The organism is Methyloradius palustris, assembly GCF_019703875.1.
GTDB lineage: Bacteria > Pseudomonadota > Gammaproteobacteria > Burkholderiales > Methylophilaceae > Methyloradius > Methyloradius palustris.
The window spans coordinates 509,307-524,288 of the sequence record NZ_AP024110.1; the positions used below are offsets into that span (position 1 = coordinate 509,307).

Below are 14,982 nucleotides of genomic sequence, written 5' to 3' on the forward strand. Positions count from 1 at the left end.
GACCGTTAATTATAGAATCAGCAGAAATTGTGCCAAACGATAAATTGGCATTCGGATGTTAAATAGCGGAGGCGGCGAAATTTGAGTGAGGATCATAATGCTTAATTGTTGAGCCTAAATGGTAATTCCTGAAGTGAGAACAAAGCATGATGTATACTTTTCAGTTAAGTGATACATAAGAGTGCAACTAAATGTATGAAAACATAACGAATCTAGGTAAGGCTGAGGCTTTTGTAGACGAGATATTGGAAATAATTGATCACATCAAACTACTGGATCATTTCAGTGTTGATGAGATAAAAATTCTTTGTCATTACATGCAATGTTTTGCTGCGCCAAGAGATTACACCCTCATTCAAGAGGGTGATAAAGGAGATTTCCTTATTTTGGTTTTAAGTGGCGCGGTAGATGTCCAGAAAGATATTCCCAAAATTGGGATCAAAAAAATTGCAGAAGTGGGTGCAGGTGTTACCCTTGGAGAGATGTCGTTAATAGACTCTCAAACGCGTTTTGCTAGTTGTGTTACTTCAGCCCCAACAGATTTTGCTGTTTTCACGAGAGAATCACTAAATGAGGTATTAATTGAAATGCCAAGACTTGGAAACAAATTTCTTTTAGTTTTGCTTCAGTTGATGGCACAAAGATTGCGTGATACTTGCGACAGATTCCTGCCTAGCGTTTTTGGTGTTCCAATTTAGAGTCGCATATAAATAATATTTGATGGTAAATACTAAAAAAAAACTTTTCCAGACAATTAGGTTCGGATTTGCTGTTGTACTTACTTTTCTAAATGCATCTGTTGCCTGTGCTGATGATGAGGATGTTTTTAATCTGGTTGTTGGGACAAATTATTATTACGATAGTAACCTTTTTAAACTTCCGTCCGGTACGACACCAATTCTATCAACTGGGAAATCTAATCGCTCCGACATACTAACTAGTACGGATGCTCTATTAAGTATTGATAAACATTATTCTTTGCAGGAATTTAGCTTAACGTATCAATTGACGTCAAATAAGTATCAGACTTTTAATTTTCTAGATTTTGTTTCTAATGAGTATAAATTAAACTGGCTTTGGGCAATCAGTCCGGATTTGACAGGGACTTTATATACTGAGAAAAAGGAGACGTTGGCCAGTTTTGTAGATTTTAGAGCGCTAGGTAAGCAAAATATTATCACAGTAGAAACCAAGAATTTTGATTTTGATTATTCACCTTATATGAACTGGCATCTGATCGGTGGCTACTCTAAGGTGACTTCGCAAAATAGCCAAGTATTTATTCAACAAACCAGTTTTGAAAGTGATAGGTTCAATGCAGGTCTGAAATATGTTTTTAATTCGTTAAGTAGCCTTTCGTTCATAGCTCGGGATAGCACAGGTACTTATCTGAACCAACCTTTGGATGCAGTAAATCTGTTAGATACTGGCTTTAATGACAAATCGGAAGAACTAAGAGGTATTTGGCTTATTTCAGGAAAGTCAAAATTAGATTTAAAAATAGGATATCTCGAAAGGCAAAGTAACAATTTCTCTCAGCGCAGCTTTTCAGGAAATACTGGTACCTTGGTTTATCAGTGGGATGCACTTCCTAAAACTTCGCTAATATTTAAACTGAGTAGAAGATTAGACGGGTACACCGACAGTACTTCAAGTTATGCAGTTCTGGATTCCTTTGATTTTGAACCGACTTGGACCATTTCGCCGAAGCTGATGGTTAAGGGGAATGCTGAGATTAGTCGTAGAAGTTTTTTGGGGGATGGCCCGCAAATTGCGTCAAGCAGAAGAGAGGATCAGTCTTCAAGTTATGGTGTGAGTGCAACATGGACTCCTCGGGACTCAATAAAGACCATCATTCAGATAGGACATGAGAATAGAAATTCTACTAATAATAGTTTTGACTACGTAAGTGATAGTGCATCAATAAGTGCTCAGTTAGACTTTTAGTGTATTTTGCAAGTCACAATATGCCGTAACCAAGAATGCTCTGGGAATTAATTGCTCCAGTATTACATAATTCAAAATATAGGAATTTACAGAATAAATTATGCTTAAACGTAATGTTTCCACTACAGTTTCACTATTAACAATGTTGAGTTGTGCTTTATTGCTGGGATGCAGTAAAAGCGAAAATAACCAAACGTCCACTCAGGTGGCAGCCCGAGTTAATGGCGCAGAAATATCAATTCACCAAGTGAACCAATTTCTTAAAAATAGCCCTGGGATAACGGCTGATAATCTTTCTGCGGCCCGTAAACAAATATTGGATAAGCTGATTGATGAACAACTTGCCGTTGAGCAGGCAGGCAAAGACAATATTGACCGAACCCCTGATGTGCAAATGCAAATTGAAGCAGCAAAGCGTCAAATTATAGCGAGTGCATACATTAAGAAAGTCACTCTGGAATCAGTCAAAATATCCGATGAAGATACAAAAACGTATTATCAAGAACATCCAGCTTTATTCTCTGATCGCAAAATATATACCTTGCAAGACATAGGTGTACAAAGAAGTGATGATATCAATTCTATTCTGACGGATGATTTTATCAAACAGAAATCCAAACAGGATCTAGAAGATTGGCTTAAATCCCACCATGCTAATTTTTCTATCGAGAGTTACGTAAGGCCCGCCGAGCAGGTGCCGCTAGATATGTTGACCAAGCTTGCTAAGTTGAATGCTGGGGATGTAACAATTCTGGATTTGAATGATATAAAACATGTCATTTTTGTCATCAATACTAAGCAGGCTCCAGTAGCATATAGTGACTCAGCAGCTCTAATTAAGACTTTTTTATTCAACACAAAAGCTAAACCAGCTGCAATCGATAATTTAAAAAAATTGCGTGAACAATCCAATATTCAGTATTTCGGTGAGTTTGATCCTAAGTCTGCCTCTGATAGCAAGCTCGATATCAGTAAGGGTGTTGCCGGATTAAAATAGATAGTTCGAGAAATTAGCTAGTTTTAAAATAAGGAAATTAACTATGCCCGTGTTCAGATTTAAATTTCTATTAATGATTTATTTTTTGATTCATGCATGTATATCATTTGCAGAGGATAAAAATGATTTTGTATTGGGCGCTGGCGACTCGATTCATATTACTGTATTCCAGAATCCTGATTTAACCTTGGATACTCGAATGCCAGAGAGCGGCAATATAACTTACCCCCTGATAGGGCTAGTTAATATAGGCGGCTTAACGATTGCGGATGCTGAACGGAAAATTGCTCGTGCTTTGAAGGATGGGGGATTTTTTCAGCAGCCTCAAGTCAATATTGTCTTGGTTACACCAGGAAACCAGATATCAATACTTGGACAAGTAAGTCGCCCAGGCCGTTATGCCTTAGATACCCCTAAAATGAGAATTTCTGATGCACTGGCGCTGGCAGGTGGTGCATCTCCCACAGGTTCAGATACCGCAGTAGTCATTGGCACTCGTGAAAATAAACCATTTAGAAAAGTGATTGATATTGCATCTATATTTCTTGATGACAAACAGGATGACAATATTCAGGTGATAGCAGGAGACGAGATATATGTTCATCGTCCCCCAGTATTTTATATTTATGGAGAAGTGCAACGCCCAGGGTCTTATCGGGTTGAGAGAAGCATGACCGTGATTCAAGCATTGGCAGAAGGCGGTGGCCCGACAACGCGAGGAACGCAAAGAAGTATTAAATTATACCGCAGAAATTCAGCAGGGGAAGTTGTTGAGTCAACACCTAGCATAACTCAACCGATTCAAGCGGATGACGTACTTTACGTTCGCGAAAGTCTTTTCTAATTAAGTATTAATAAAGGAAGACTTATGAATTTCTCTCAATTTTTAATTATATTAAAAGTTCGTATTAAGATTTTTATTATTGCCATATTTGTTACCGTTTTGACGGCTACTGTTGTGAGTTTTTTATTGCCTAAAACTTACACAGCGACAGCTACACTTGTGCTTAATTATAAAGGTACAGATCCGGTTACTGGAGTTGTTGTGCCTGGGCAGCTAATGCCTGGATACCTGGCAACCCAAGTAGACATTGTACAAAGTGAAAATGTGGCACTTAAAGTGGTTGATATGCTTAAGCTTGCCGAAAGTGAAGATGCTAAACAAAATTTTTATAATGCCACTGCAGGTCGTGGAGATATACATGACTGGTTAGCTGCATTGTTGTTAAAAAAACTCGCGGTTACTCCTTCCAAAGAGAGTAGTGTTTTAGAAATAACCTTCAAAGGACAGGAGCCTAACTTTGTAGCTGCTGTAGCTAATGCATTTGCTGAGGCTTACCAACAAACTAGTATTCAATTGAGAGTAGAACCTGCACAAAAGGGTGCAATTTACTTTGGACAGCAAACAAAAATATTCAGAGATCGATTAGAAGAGGCGCAAGCCAAAGTTTCTAAATTTCAACAAGAAAATGCAATTACAAATGCAGACGGCCAGTTAGACGTTGAGACAAATCGCTTGAATGAGCTGACTACTCAACTGGTTTCTGTTCAATCACAAGCGATAGAATCTAATTCACGTCAGCAAAATACGCTTGGAAGTGCTGAGAACTCACCTGATGTAGCATTGAACCCAGTCATACAGAGTTTAAAAGTAGATGCATCGCGTTCCGAGGCCAAGCTCGCGGACATTGCTCAGCGCGTTGGTAAGAATCATCCTGATTATCAGTCAGGCTTGGCTGAGCTAAATAAAATTAATGCGCAGATACAGAATGAAACCAGAAGGACGGCGCTAAGTGTTGGCGGGACAGCAAGTATTAACCGGCAACGTGAAGCAGAGCTTAGAACCGAAGTCGCGAGCCAAAAATTAAAGGTACTTCAGTTAAACCACTTAAGAGACCAACTTGCTTTGCTTAAACAAGATGTGGATACTGCAGGACGTGATCTCGGTGTTGTTACTCAGCGCTTTAGCGAAACTAACATTGATGCTCAATCCAATCAGAGCGATATAGCTATTCTAAATTTGGCCAAACCGCCGATTTCTCCTGCAGGGCCCAAAATTTTACTGAATATTCTTTTATCAATATTTGTTGGTGGTATGGTGGGAGTAGGTTGTTCTTTAATGGCGGAAATATTAGATCGTAGAATTCGATCTAGTGAAGATATTATGAATATACTGGACACCAAAGTTCTTGCAGTGATCAGTCCGAAATATGGGAATAAAAAATCAAAGCCTGTAATAGGTGTGGCTGGTACTTTTAATCGGCTACTTAAGGATTAACATGCAGAATAGCCCTATAAATCCTGGTTCTCAACCAATCAGTCATGATGCTAAATTAGAGCCCAGCATTGGCAAGCTATTACTCGACTTAGGAAAGTTAAATCCTGACCAAGCTGAGAAAGTACTTAGGCTCCAAAAACTGGAGAGTATCCGGTTTGGGGATGCAGCAATAAAACTCGGCTTCATTACAGATGCTGATGTACAGCAAGCCTTGTCAGTTCAATTTGACTACCCTTATTTGCAGCCTAATCAAGGTAATTTCCGCAAAGACTTGGTTTCAGCATATGAGCCGTTCTCAGCGCAGGTAGAGGCATTAAGAGCACTGCGTAGCCAGTTAATACTGCGCTGGTTTAATGAAGGCAACAAAGCATTGGCATTAGTTGCAGCCAACTCAGGAGAGGGCTGTAGTTACCTTGCATCAAATTTGGCAATCGTGTTTTCTCAGCTCGGCGAGCAAACATTGCTAGTAGATGCCAATCTTAGAAATCCTGTTCAACATAAGAACTTCAATCTAACTGAGACAAGAGGCTTATCTGACATACTGATAGGCAGAGCAGGGGTTGAAATTATTACTAAAGTTGATTCATTTATGGATCTTTCCATACTCGGAGCAGGAACGGTTCCACCAAACCCGCAAGAATTATTGAGCAAGTTGAGTTTTGTTGAACTGATGAATGATTTAACACATCAATACGATGTGGTTATTATTGACACTGCACCAGCTTCTCAAACCTTTGATGCACAGTCTGTTGCAGGCTTATGTGGTGGGGCACTAGTTATATCTCGGCTTAATGAAACCAGTCACAAAGATATACAGAACTTGAAAGAGCAGCTAAATGGGGTAGGTGCTCAAATAGTTGGTGCCGTGATAAATGATTTCTGAGTGAATATTAACAACGTTGTTTTACTACTAAAGTTTTACCTAAATCCTAGTTTATTAAATCTCAAATACCGATGAAAACGGCTTCATTTAAGAACATGATGGAGTTTATTCATCAAAAAACGATCATCCCATGGCTAATTCTCGCTGCCGGGCTATCTTTGATGTATGTGCCCAGTTTCATCAATATATTCAAAAATGTATGGAATACTGATCGCCAAGCTCATGGCCCCATAGTACTTTTAATTACTTTATGGTTTTTCTATTTCAAGATAAAGCAGATCAAAGACCAGGATATTGAATATAAGCCTTCGGGATTTTCTGGCTGGATTATGCTGTTTTTGGGTTTGATACTCTATATTCTCGGTAGGTCGCAAAATATCCTCATGTTTGATATAGGGTCATTAATACTCGTACTTATCAGTCTAATACTTATACTGCTTGGAAGAAAAATTGTTCAGTATTTATGGTTTGCTTTCTTTTTCATGATGTTCATTATTCCATTGCCAGCTTCGTGGGTCGATGTGGTAACCCAGCCTATGAAAATAGCGGTGTCTTATTCTGTGGAACACATTCTTTATTCCTTTAATTATCCGGTAGCGAGATCAGGCGTCATTCTTTTTGTTGGTCAATATCAATTGCTGGTAGCAGATGCGTGTGCTGGATTAAACTCACTTTTTACGCTTGAAGCACTAGGGCTACTTTATCTAAATGTTACCCGACATGAGTCACCTCTGCGCAATATTGTCTTGGCTATCCTGATCGTGCCTATTTCATTTGCATCCAACATCACTCGCGTGATCATATTGTCTTTAATTACATATTATTTTGGAGATGCAGCAGGCCAAGGTTTTGTTCATGAGTTTTCCGGCGTTGTACTGTTCATGACAGCGTTGCTGTTAATTATCGGAACAGATTCATTGTTAAGAATGATCTCTTCAATATCTATTCGGCATTCCCAATTAAAATCTAAGAAACCTGTTTAATGGAAACAATCTTTAACGGGTTCCCAAGAATATCGCTTATCAGAAGCTGCATAATCCTCGGATTATTTATACTTGCGTTTACTACCGCATTATTACTAACTCCAAAACTCCAATCTAACGATTCGGCACCAGAGTTTGATCAAACTATTCCCAGCGAGTTTGGTGGTTGGAAAGCTATCCCTGATCCATTTATACAAGTCAGTCTGACAACCGATAAAAATTACTCGGTTAATCTTCTATATGATCAAGTCTTAATGCGAACCTACGTTAACCAAGAAGGCGGCCGCATCATGCTGGCAATAGCATATGCCCGCGAACAGAGACAGGATGTAAAAATTCATAGACCAGAGGTCTGCTATGTCGCACAGGGTTTCCAGCTGATTAGCCATAACGATAAAGTGCTCAATCTGCCGAGTTCAAAAAAGCCAGTGATGGCACACCAGTTGCTTATGCAGAACGATAGTCGCTATGAAGCCATAAGCTATTGGATAAGAATTGGCGATGAATATCCAAGTAATGGTATCCAGGCAAGGCTCAAAATATTCAAGGATGGTTTGCACGGGAAAGTTTTGGATGGCGTTCTTGTAAGAGTCTCCACCTCGCTAAATGATCAAAGTAGCCTCACGGAAGCCTACCAAAAACAAGAAAAATTTATTTTAGATTTGACCAGCGCACTTAATAAACCGACTGAAGCATTGCTTGTAGCTCATTAGATCACAACACCCTAATAAATCTGTAATGAGAAGGTACTGATATTTTGCAAATGAATGCAGCATCCAATGCCAAATGGGTAGCGGTTGGACAATCCGCAAGGATTATTTCCCAATTAGGCAATATGTTCATTCTGGCACGCATACTTCCACCATCAGATTATGGTTTGATGGCGATGGCTGGGGTTGCGACGAATCTGGCAATACTTTTGCGTGATATGGGAACTGCTGCCGCAGTCATTCAAAAACATGAGCTCAGCCATGAGATAACAAATGCAGTGTTTTGGTTGAATGTCTGTATGGGGCTAGCAATTGGCCTTGTTCTATTGGCTACATCTCCATTGATAGCTAAAGCTTTCAGAACGCCTGAGTTGATGGGTGTTTTATGTTTTCTTTCTATGACATATCCGATATCAAGCACCTCGGCAGTGCATCAGGCATTACATGAGCGAAAATCAAGATTCAGACGCATAGCAATGATTGATATTAGCTGTACAGTTATTTCCTTAGCTTCAGCAATCATTGCTGCTATCAATGGAATGGGTGTTTATAGTCTCGTGATTCAAACCATTGTAACTACAACCCTAAGTACTGTACTTTTGTGGATTTCGTCAGATTGGCGGCCAACTCGATCTGTTGATTTTTCTAGCCTTAAAGAACTGTTCAGATTCAGTAGCAATATGGCTGGCTACCAGCTAGTCAGTTATTTTTTCAGAAATGCTGACAGTATGGTTATTGGTCGCATATTGGGCTCTACCCTTCTGGGTTTGTATTCCATGGCATCAAAAATAATGATGATTCCCGTGCAGAATATCACTTGGGTCTCGGCACGAGCGCTCTTCCCAGTGATGAGCAGACTGCAACATGATATTCCAGAGATGGCAAAACTTTACCTGAATTCAATAAAAACAATTTCATTCTTAACTGCGCCAATTATGACGGGCTTATTTATTATGCGTTATGAGTTCATAGACTTTTCACTTGGAAGCCGATGGACTTTAGTTGCAACTTTGCTAGGTATTCTTGCTCCTGTAGGTTTTATGCAAGCTATCGGCGGAGCTACGGGTCCAGTTTTTATGGCACAGGGTAAAACTTCTTTACTACTAAAATTTGGTATTTTCAGCACCGTTATATATGTCCTCGCATTTATTTTGGGTAGCAGTTGGGGAGTTGTCGGAGTGGCAATTGGTTATTTAATTGCATGCGTCTTTGTAACTATTCCAACTATTTACCTTGCACAAAAGTCACTCGGGCTTGCATATCTTGCTACGTATAAAAGTATTTTTCCGTCTGTATTATGGGCATTACTGGCCGCAGCTTTTGTAAGCCTGATTAAGGAATACTTTTTGCTATCAAAGGTTATGTTCATTGATTTGACACTGCAAACTTTAATAGGCGGCAGCGTATATTTGATTGCTATGTTTTATCTGGCCAAGCCTTACTTTATTAATATTATGAAACGTTAGTCGATCATGCGGACCAATGTACTGTATTTTGTAATTACTGAAGTTTTCTCCCCTTTCTTTTTAAACATATCGAGAGCTCTTGAGCAGAATTATGCATACAAACCATATTTGGTTTCTTTTCTCCCTACTGACCATGCATTTCTAAAGAAGAATAGTCAGCATATTTATCCAAAATCCCTAGATGAAATTGAAAATCAAGTTATAGATGACCACATTTATTCCGATACGGAGATATTGGAAATGTGCAGCTTCATTAAAAATAAATTTGGTGGAGATTTAAAAGATTGGCGTATTCGGTTGCTTAAAATTACTGCATACGTGATTCGCTTAATAGAAGAAAAAGAAATTAATTTAATTGTGATGTGGAATGGGCAAGATTTTGTCGCGCGCACTATTAGTGAAATTGCCAGAAAAAGAAACATCAAATGTATTTATATGGAAAACGGATATTTTCCAGGCACACTGCAAGCAGATACTGAGGGCGTAAATTCTGCAGCGTCGGTTGCCAAGCTTGATTTTGATGAGATCAAAGAGATTCAAAATACAGCAGCTAGTGCGGTAAGTAATGATTTGAAGGTGGAATTGATCCGCAGTACCCCTCTTACTAAGAGTGAGTTAGTGCCAAACTCACTTAGGCGGATATTAAATCCTAATTTTTATAAGACTTACCCGGAGTTAAGAGGATCTTCATTGTTATGGGGAAAATTTCTGAATGAACGCAGAAAACGTATACCCTTTGATCAAATAGAACTACCACAACAATTTGCTTTTATACCGCTACAGGTGCATGACGATACTCAGATACTCCTGAACTCCCCCCTGTTTGATAACCCCAAAGATTTTATTATTCATTGCTATACCGCTATTCGTGAGGCTTTAGGTAGTGACTATCCAATCGTTGTTAAAGAGCATCCTGAAGATATATTTAGGTATTCATATGATGATATTAGGCAAAAATTTCCAGATATTATTTGGATAAAAAATTTTCCTATAGACGATATCGTAAGTAAGTCTACATTCATTATGGTTGTGAATTCTTCAGTGGGTTTGCAAGCAATTAAATTACTTAAGCCAACAATAGTATTTGGCGAATCAATCTACTCTAAACCAGAAATTTGTTATTACATCTCAGATAAATCAGAAACCAAAGAAAAAATACTAAAAGCAGTTTCTAGGATGGATGATGAAATGGAAAGCAATATTAAGCTATACATTAATTTCATTGAGAATAAGTTCTTTTTCAGAGGGTCTTGGAAATTGTTATCACACGATAATCTTGTCTCATGCATCAATAAGATACATAACTTATCTTTGTAATCCATTCGAAGCTTGTCAATATTGTTTAACTAAATTATTAAGGAATAAGATGAATATCTATAAAGGCATCGATCTAGACAACCAAAAAAGCTTTGTACTTTTTGGTGGTATTAATGTGCTTGAGGATTTAGACAGTACGCTTCGCGCATGTGAAGAGTATGTAAAAGTGACTACAAAACTCAAAATACCCTTTGTTTTTAAGGCCTCATTTGATAAAGCAAACCGCTCATCTATTCATTCTCATCGCGGCCCTGGTCTTGAAGAGGGGCTCCGTTTATTTGAAAAAGTAAAAGCAGCTTTTGGCGTGCCATTAATTACTGATGTTCATGAACCATGGCAGGCTGCCCCAGTTGCTGAAGTGATTGATATTTTGCAACTGCCGGCATTTTTAGCTAGACAGACTGATTTGGTTGTGGCCTTGGCAAAAACAGGTAAACCTGTAAATGTGAAAAAACCACAGTTTTTAAGCCCACATCAAATGCTTAATATTGTTGATAAATTCAAAGAAGCTGGTAATGACCGCGCGATCCTTTGCGAACGTGGGTCATCCTTTGGCTATGACAATCTCGTCGTAGACATGCTTGGCTTCGGTGTAATGAAGAAGGTATGTAAAGGCGTCCCAATTATTTTTGATGTTACGCATGCTTTGCAGCAGCGAGAAGCACTTGGTGCTGCATCTGGAGGTAGGCGTGAGCAAGTTGTAGATCTTGCTCGGGCAGGTATGGCTGTTGGTCTGGCTGGGTTGTTCCTTGAGTCTCACCCTAATCCTAAAGAAGCTAAATGTGATGGCCCAAGTGCCTTACCACTTGATCAACTAGAGCCATTTCTAACCCAGATAAAAGCCATTGATGATTTAGTTAAATCATTCTCACCACTTGAAATTGCATAGGGATATGACAATGGCTCGTGTTGTAATAGTGATTCCAGCACGCTATGCATCCACTAGGCTGCCAGGGAAACCTCTGCTTGATATCGTTGGTAAACCCATGATTCAACATGTAGTAGAGCGTGCGCTTGAAGTAAAAGGTGTGGATGCAGTCGTTGTGGCTACTGATGATCAACGTGTGGCAGATGTTGTTAAAGCCTTTGGAGGCAAAGCGCTAATGACGTCTCCAGATCATCAATCGGGAACGGATCGCCTTGTAGAAGTGATGCATCAATTCCCTGCTGATATTTATTTGAATTTGCAGGGTGATGAGCCATTGGTAAGGCCTGAAGATCTTTCAGCATTAGTTGAGGCCATGAAAGATAAAAGCACACAGGTAAGCACGCTTTGCCATAAGATCGATATTCATGAGGCAACCAATCCTAATTGCGTTAAGGTAATTCTTGATAGTAAGCAACAAGCCATATACTTCAGCCGTTCACCTATCCCATATCCACGCGAAAGCAGTGCAGCCAAATACTTTAAGCACATTGGTGTATATGCCTACGCACGCGAGGTGTTAGAAAAATATTCAGAACTACCAAGGCCAATGATTGAAATATCAGAATCGCTGGAGCAGCTAAGGCTATTAAACGCTGATATTGCCATTAAAGTAATAGAGGTTGAGCCTACGGGCCCAGGTGTGGATACGCCAGCCGATCTTGAGTTGGTACGTGCAATTTTAGGTGGTATCAATATCCCTCCAGCACTTACAGAAACTGAATTATTAGCAAATATTAAACTGGTCATTACCGATGTAGATGGTGTGCTTACCGATGGCGGCATCTACTATGACGCAACAGGCGAATGCCTCAAGCGTTTCCATGTGCGAGATGGCTTAGGTATCAAAATGTTAGAAGAATGTGGAGTTCGTGTAGCCATACTATCAGGGCGAGATTCCCCTACTCTCCGCAAGCGTGTATCGGATTTAGGGGTTACCCTGTCGAGTTTTGGCGTTAAAGACAAAGCCGCAGCCTGCAAGGCAATCATGGCTGAGGTGAATGTAAGTCCAGAGCAAACTGCTTGTATTGGTGACGATAGTATTGATTTGCCAGCTTTCGAAGTCTGCGGCTTAGCCTATGCGGTTGCAGACGCTGCGGATTACGTAAAGCAACAGGCTTATAAAACGCTCTCTTTACCTGGTGGAAGTGGGGCGTTTCGAGAGCTATCAGATGCAATATTAAAAGCGCAAGGAAATGCTGCAGTTTTGGACTCTGCAAAAGGCTTCTCTAGTGTGATGGATCGGATGGTTCAGTAACAGTATCTAAATAAAATTTATGGGGAAACTGAAAAAGTATACAGAGAGATTAATGTGACAAATAGAGTCAACGAAATTGACATTTTAAGATTTATTGCTGCTATGGCGGTGATGATTTTTCACTATAGCTTCAGAGGATTTTCTGAAGGTAATATGACAGTTATGTCTTATGGCTATATAACGGCATTCTCAAAATATGGCTTTCTTGGGGTAGAGCTTTTCTTCATGATTAGCGGTTTTGTGATTCTGCTTAGTGCGAAAAGTGAGAATCTGAGTAAGTTTTTAATTTCCAGAGTTATCAGACTTTACCCTGCATTTTGGATATGTTGCACACTTACTTTCATAATTACAGTTGCTATTGGAGCACCACGCTATCATGCGACATTTATGCAATATTTAGCGAATATGACAATGATAAGTGGCTTTTCTCATGTGCCATACATTGATGGTGTGTACTGGTCTTTACTTGTGGAAATTAAGTTTTATGTATTAATAGCTTTGATTTTAGCCTTAAAGAAGCTCAGACATATTCAGCTTTATATAACATGCTGGTTCATATTGACTGTAATCCTTCAATTTTTTTCTTTTGGTAAAATTCATAATCTGTTGATATCTGATTACGCCACATACTTTATCGCTGGATCGACTTTTTATTTAATTTATAGAGACGGCATATCCGAAAGCAAAATAATTTTGCTTATTTCTTCATGGGTCCTAGCCCTATTTCAAAGTTATAAGTTAAGCCATTTATTACAGATAACGTATAAAACGGAATTCGATTTTTTAGTTATTTCAGCTGTGCTAACAGTTTTTTATATCATTATGCTTATGGTATCGCTTAGAAAAACTGGCTCTATAGCCAGCCACAGTTGGGTAACAATTGGTGCGATAACCTATCCTTTATATCTTATTCATCAAAATATTGGATATATGATATTTAATCTAGCTTATCCATATATTAACTTGCATGTTCTTTTTTGGACTGTAGTGATAACTATTACATTTTTTTCTTACCTAATAAATCGGTTCTTGGAAAGCAAGCTTCAAAATTTTTTATATAGATTAAATTCACATATTCAAAGTAAATTTACTTCCAATAATCAGCTTAATAAAGTCACTGAGTCGTAATTTATGCAGAGTATTAAATATATTTAGATACTAGGACAAAAATATGCGAAATATCTTTCTCCGAATTTTCTTAGTCATTAGCTTAGCAAGCCCAATAATAGACGCACTTGCTGACGATAACTTTTTAATAGGAGATACGCATGTCGCATATTGGAAAGATAATAAGTCCGCAGCATTTTTATTAATGTTCGATGATAGTTGGCCAAGCCATTGGCAAGTGGTTGCCCCTGAATTGCTAAAACGCGGCATGATTGCTACGTTTTATATTAATCCTGGCAAAGGGGAATATCAAAAGTTTTCTGATGAGTGGGAAAATAAGCTCTGGCGGCAGGGCATGGTGTATGGAGACCATACCATGACGCATACTGGCGTTAAAGATATGCAGAATGCTGAATGGGAAATAGGTGAGTGCGCTCGAATTATCAGACAGATAAGCCCAGGAAAAGAAAACCGGTTGGTTTCTTATGGACAACCTGGAGGCACAGGTAACTGGCACATTAGTCAAGACCAATTGGATGCGTTGTTGCAAGAGCATCACCTAATAAATCGTCCAACATTTGATAAGCATGGTGCTGTCTATTTCTTTAAAACAACTGAAGATATGCTTGCCCTTGCAGACAAAGCGATCGCCCAAAAAGGCATGGAATACTTAATCATTCATGGTGTTGAGCGTATAGGCCCCAATGTTACTTATCAGGATATGTGGGCGCTAAAGCAGGATATATTTCTCCCGCTTCTTGATGGCCTTAAAGCGCGAAGCGACAAAGGGAATCTATGGATTACGGATCATATATCAGAGCACCAATACCAAACCGAACGAGATAATGCTGAAGTACGCAAACTCAGTGTGGATCAAAACTTGATTCGGCTGGAATTAGCTGCCCATGTAGATGCTAATTTGTATGATTACCCTCTTACCCTTATGACCAACGTTCCAGCTAGCTGGAGCACAGCACTTGTTACGCAAGGCGATATTTTAAAAGTATCGCCCGTTAAAAATGGGATTATCCAATTTGATGCCATCCCCAATGCGGGCCTTATAAATATCAGGGAAGCTCAGTAATTATCGCTCTGATAGCCTTCAATTAGC

The 14,982-nt window shown here is 39.1% G+C and carries 14 protein-coding genes; all 14 read left to right on the top strand.

What is annotated here, in order from left to right; genetic code table 11:
• Nucleotides 1-191 precede the first annotated feature (191 nt).
• The 14 genes from ZMTM_RS02595 to ZMTM_RS02660 all read left to right on the top strand — a co-directional run bounded on the left by ZMTM_RS02595 (nucleotide 192) and on the right by ZMTM_RS02660 (nucleotide 14,955).
• Nucleotides 192-698 carry a cyclic nucleotide-binding domain-containing protein gene (locus ZMTM_RS02595; protein ID WP_221764782.1) on the top strand — a complete coding sequence of 169 codons (507 nt, stop codon included), beginning with the start codon at nucleotides 192-194 and terminating at the stop codon, nucleotides 696-698.
• 22 nt (nucleotides 699-720) lie between these two features.
• Nucleotides 721-1,947 (top strand): XrtB/PEP-CTERM-associated polysaccharide biosynthesis outer membrane protein EpsL, encoded by a 1,227-nt coding sequence (gene epsL / locus ZMTM_RS02600; RefSeq protein WP_221764783.1) that lies wholly within the window; start codon nucleotides 721-723, stop codon nucleotides 1,945-1,947.
• A 100-nt stretch (nucleotides 1,948-2,047) separates the two neighbouring features.
• The gene (locus ZMTM_RS02605) at nucleotides 2,048-2,944 is read left to right on the top strand and encodes an EpsD family peptidyl-prolyl cis-trans isomerase (RefSeq protein WP_221764784.1); all 897 of its coding nucleotides are present in this window, start codon (nucleotides 2,048-2,050) and stop codon (nucleotides 2,942-2,944) included.
• Nucleotides 2,945-2,987: 43 nt separating this feature from the next.
• Nucleotides 2,988-3,788 (top strand): polysaccharide export protein EpsE, encoded by an 801-nt coding sequence (gene epsE, locus ZMTM_RS02610; protein ID WP_225907068.1) that lies wholly within the window; start codon nucleotides 2,988-2,990, stop codon nucleotides 3,786-3,788.
• A 24-nt stretch (nucleotides 3,789-3,812) separates the two neighbouring features.
• Nucleotides 3,813-5,222: a chain length determinant protein EpsF gene (epsF, locus tag ZMTM_RS02615; protein WP_221764785.1), complete on the top strand. Its 1,410-nt coding sequence runs from the start codon at nucleotides 3,813-3,815 to the stop codon at nucleotides 5,220-5,222.
• Between the two features lies 1 nt (nucleotide 5,223).
• Nucleotides 5,224-6,105 carry a chain length determinant protein tyrosine kinase EpsG gene (epsG, locus tag ZMTM_RS02620; RefSeq protein WP_221764786.1) on the top strand — a complete coding sequence of 294 codons (882 nt, stop codon included), beginning with the start codon at nucleotides 5,224-5,226 and terminating at the stop codon, nucleotides 6,103-6,105.
• Nucleotides 6,106-6,200: 95 nt separating this feature from the next.
• Entirely contained in the window at nucleotides 6,201-7,088 is an 888-nt protein-coding gene (xrtB, locus tag ZMTM_RS02625) for an exosortase B (protein WP_221764787.1), read from the top strand.
• Complete coding sequence (gene epsI / locus ZMTM_RS02630) at nucleotides 7,088-7,801, top strand: exosortase-associated protein EpsI, B-type (RefSeq protein WP_221764788.1); 714 nt, start codon at nucleotides 7,088-7,090, stop codon at nucleotides 7,799-7,801. Before xrtB ends, epsI begins: the two co-directional genes overlap by 1 nt.
• A 50-nt stretch (nucleotides 7,802-7,851) precedes the next feature.
• Nucleotides 7,852-9,264, top strand: a complete 1,413-nt coding sequence (locus tag ZMTM_RS02635; RefSeq protein WP_221764789.1) for a lipopolysaccharide biosynthesis protein — start codon at nucleotides 7,852-7,854, stop codon at nucleotides 9,262-9,264.
• Between the two features lie 6 nt (nucleotides 9,265-9,270).
• Nucleotides 9,271-10,581, top strand: a complete 1,311-nt coding sequence (locus ZMTM_RS02640) for a capsular polysaccharide export protein, LipB/KpsS family (RefSeq protein ID WP_221764790.1) — start codon at nucleotides 9,271-9,273, stop codon at nucleotides 10,579-10,581.
• 49 nt (nucleotides 10,582-10,630) lie between these two features.
• Nucleotides 10,631-11,470, top strand: coding sequence for a 3-deoxy-8-phosphooctulonate synthase (gene kdsA / locus ZMTM_RS02645; protein ID WP_221764791.1), 840 nt, complete (start codon nucleotides 10,631-10,633; stop codon nucleotides 11,468-11,470).
• Nucleotides 11,471-11,480: 10 nt separating this feature from the next.
• Nucleotides 11,481-12,764, top strand: coding sequence for a 3-deoxy-manno-octulosonate cytidylyltransferase (kdsB, locus tag ZMTM_RS02650; protein WP_221764792.1), 1,284 nt, complete (start codon nucleotides 11,481-11,483; stop codon nucleotides 12,762-12,764).
• A 54-nt stretch (nucleotides 12,765-12,818) separates the two neighbouring features.
• Nucleotides 12,819-13,892, top strand: coding sequence for an acyltransferase family protein (locus tag ZMTM_RS02655; protein ID WP_221764793.1), 1,074 nt, complete (start codon nucleotides 12,819-12,821; stop codon nucleotides 13,890-13,892).
• 43 nt (nucleotides 13,893-13,935) lie between these two features.
• Nucleotides 13,936-14,955, top strand: coding sequence for a polysaccharide deacetylase family protein (locus ZMTM_RS02660; RefSeq protein WP_221764794.1), 1,020 nt, complete (start codon nucleotides 13,936-13,938; stop codon nucleotides 14,953-14,955).
• Nucleotides 14,956-14,982 lie beyond the last annotated feature (27 nt).

What these genes read in the sequence shown, in the direction of transcription:
- ZMTM_RS02595 (WP_221764782.1), top strand. Translation starts at nt 192, where the DNA reads ATGTATGAAAACATAACGAATCTAGGTAAGGCTGAGGCTTTTGTAGAC.
- epsL (WP_221764783.1), top strand. Translation starts at nt 721, where the DNA reads ATGGTAAATACTAAAAAAAAACTTTTCCAGACAATTAGGTTCGGATTT.
- ZMTM_RS02605 (WP_221764784.1), top strand. Translation starts at nt 2,048, where the DNA reads ATGCTTAAACGTAATGTTTCCACTACAGTTTCACTATTAACAATGTTG.
- epsE (WP_225907068.1), top strand. Translation starts at nt 2,988, where the DNA reads ATGCCCGTGTTCAGATTTAAATTTCTATTAATGATTTATTTTTTGATT.
- epsF (WP_221764785.1), top strand. Translation starts at nt 3,813, where the DNA reads ATGAATTTCTCTCAATTTTTAATTATATTAAAAGTTCGTATTAAGATT.
- epsG (WP_221764786.1), top strand. Translation starts at nt 5,224, where the DNA reads ATGCAGAATAGCCCTATAAATCCTGGTTCTCAACCAATCAGTCATGAT.
- xrtB (WP_221764787.1), top strand. Translation starts at nt 6,201, where the DNA reads ATGATGGAGTTTATTCATCAAAAAACGATCATCCCATGGCTAATTCTC.
- epsI (WP_221764788.1), top strand. Translation starts at nt 7,088, where the DNA reads ATGGAAACAATCTTTAACGGGTTCCCAAGAATATCGCTTATCAGAAGC.
- ZMTM_RS02635 (WP_221764789.1), top strand. Translation starts at nt 7,852, where the DNA reads ATGAATGCAGCATCCAATGCCAAATGGGTAGCGGTTGGACAATCCGCA.
- ZMTM_RS02640 (WP_221764790.1), top strand. Translation starts at nt 9,271, where the DNA reads ATGCGGACCAATGTACTGTATTTTGTAATTACTGAAGTTTTCTCCCCT.
- kdsA (WP_221764791.1), top strand. Translation starts at nt 10,631, where the DNA reads ATGAATATCTATAAAGGCATCGATCTAGACAACCAAAAAAGCTTTGTA.
- kdsB (WP_221764792.1), top strand. Translation starts at nt 11,481, where the DNA reads ATGGCTCGTGTTGTAATAGTGATTCCAGCACGCTATGCATCCACTAGG.
- ZMTM_RS02660 (WP_221764794.1), top strand. Translation starts at nt 13,936, where the DNA reads ATGCGAAATATCTTTCTCCGAATTTTCTTAGTCATTAGCTTAGCAAGC.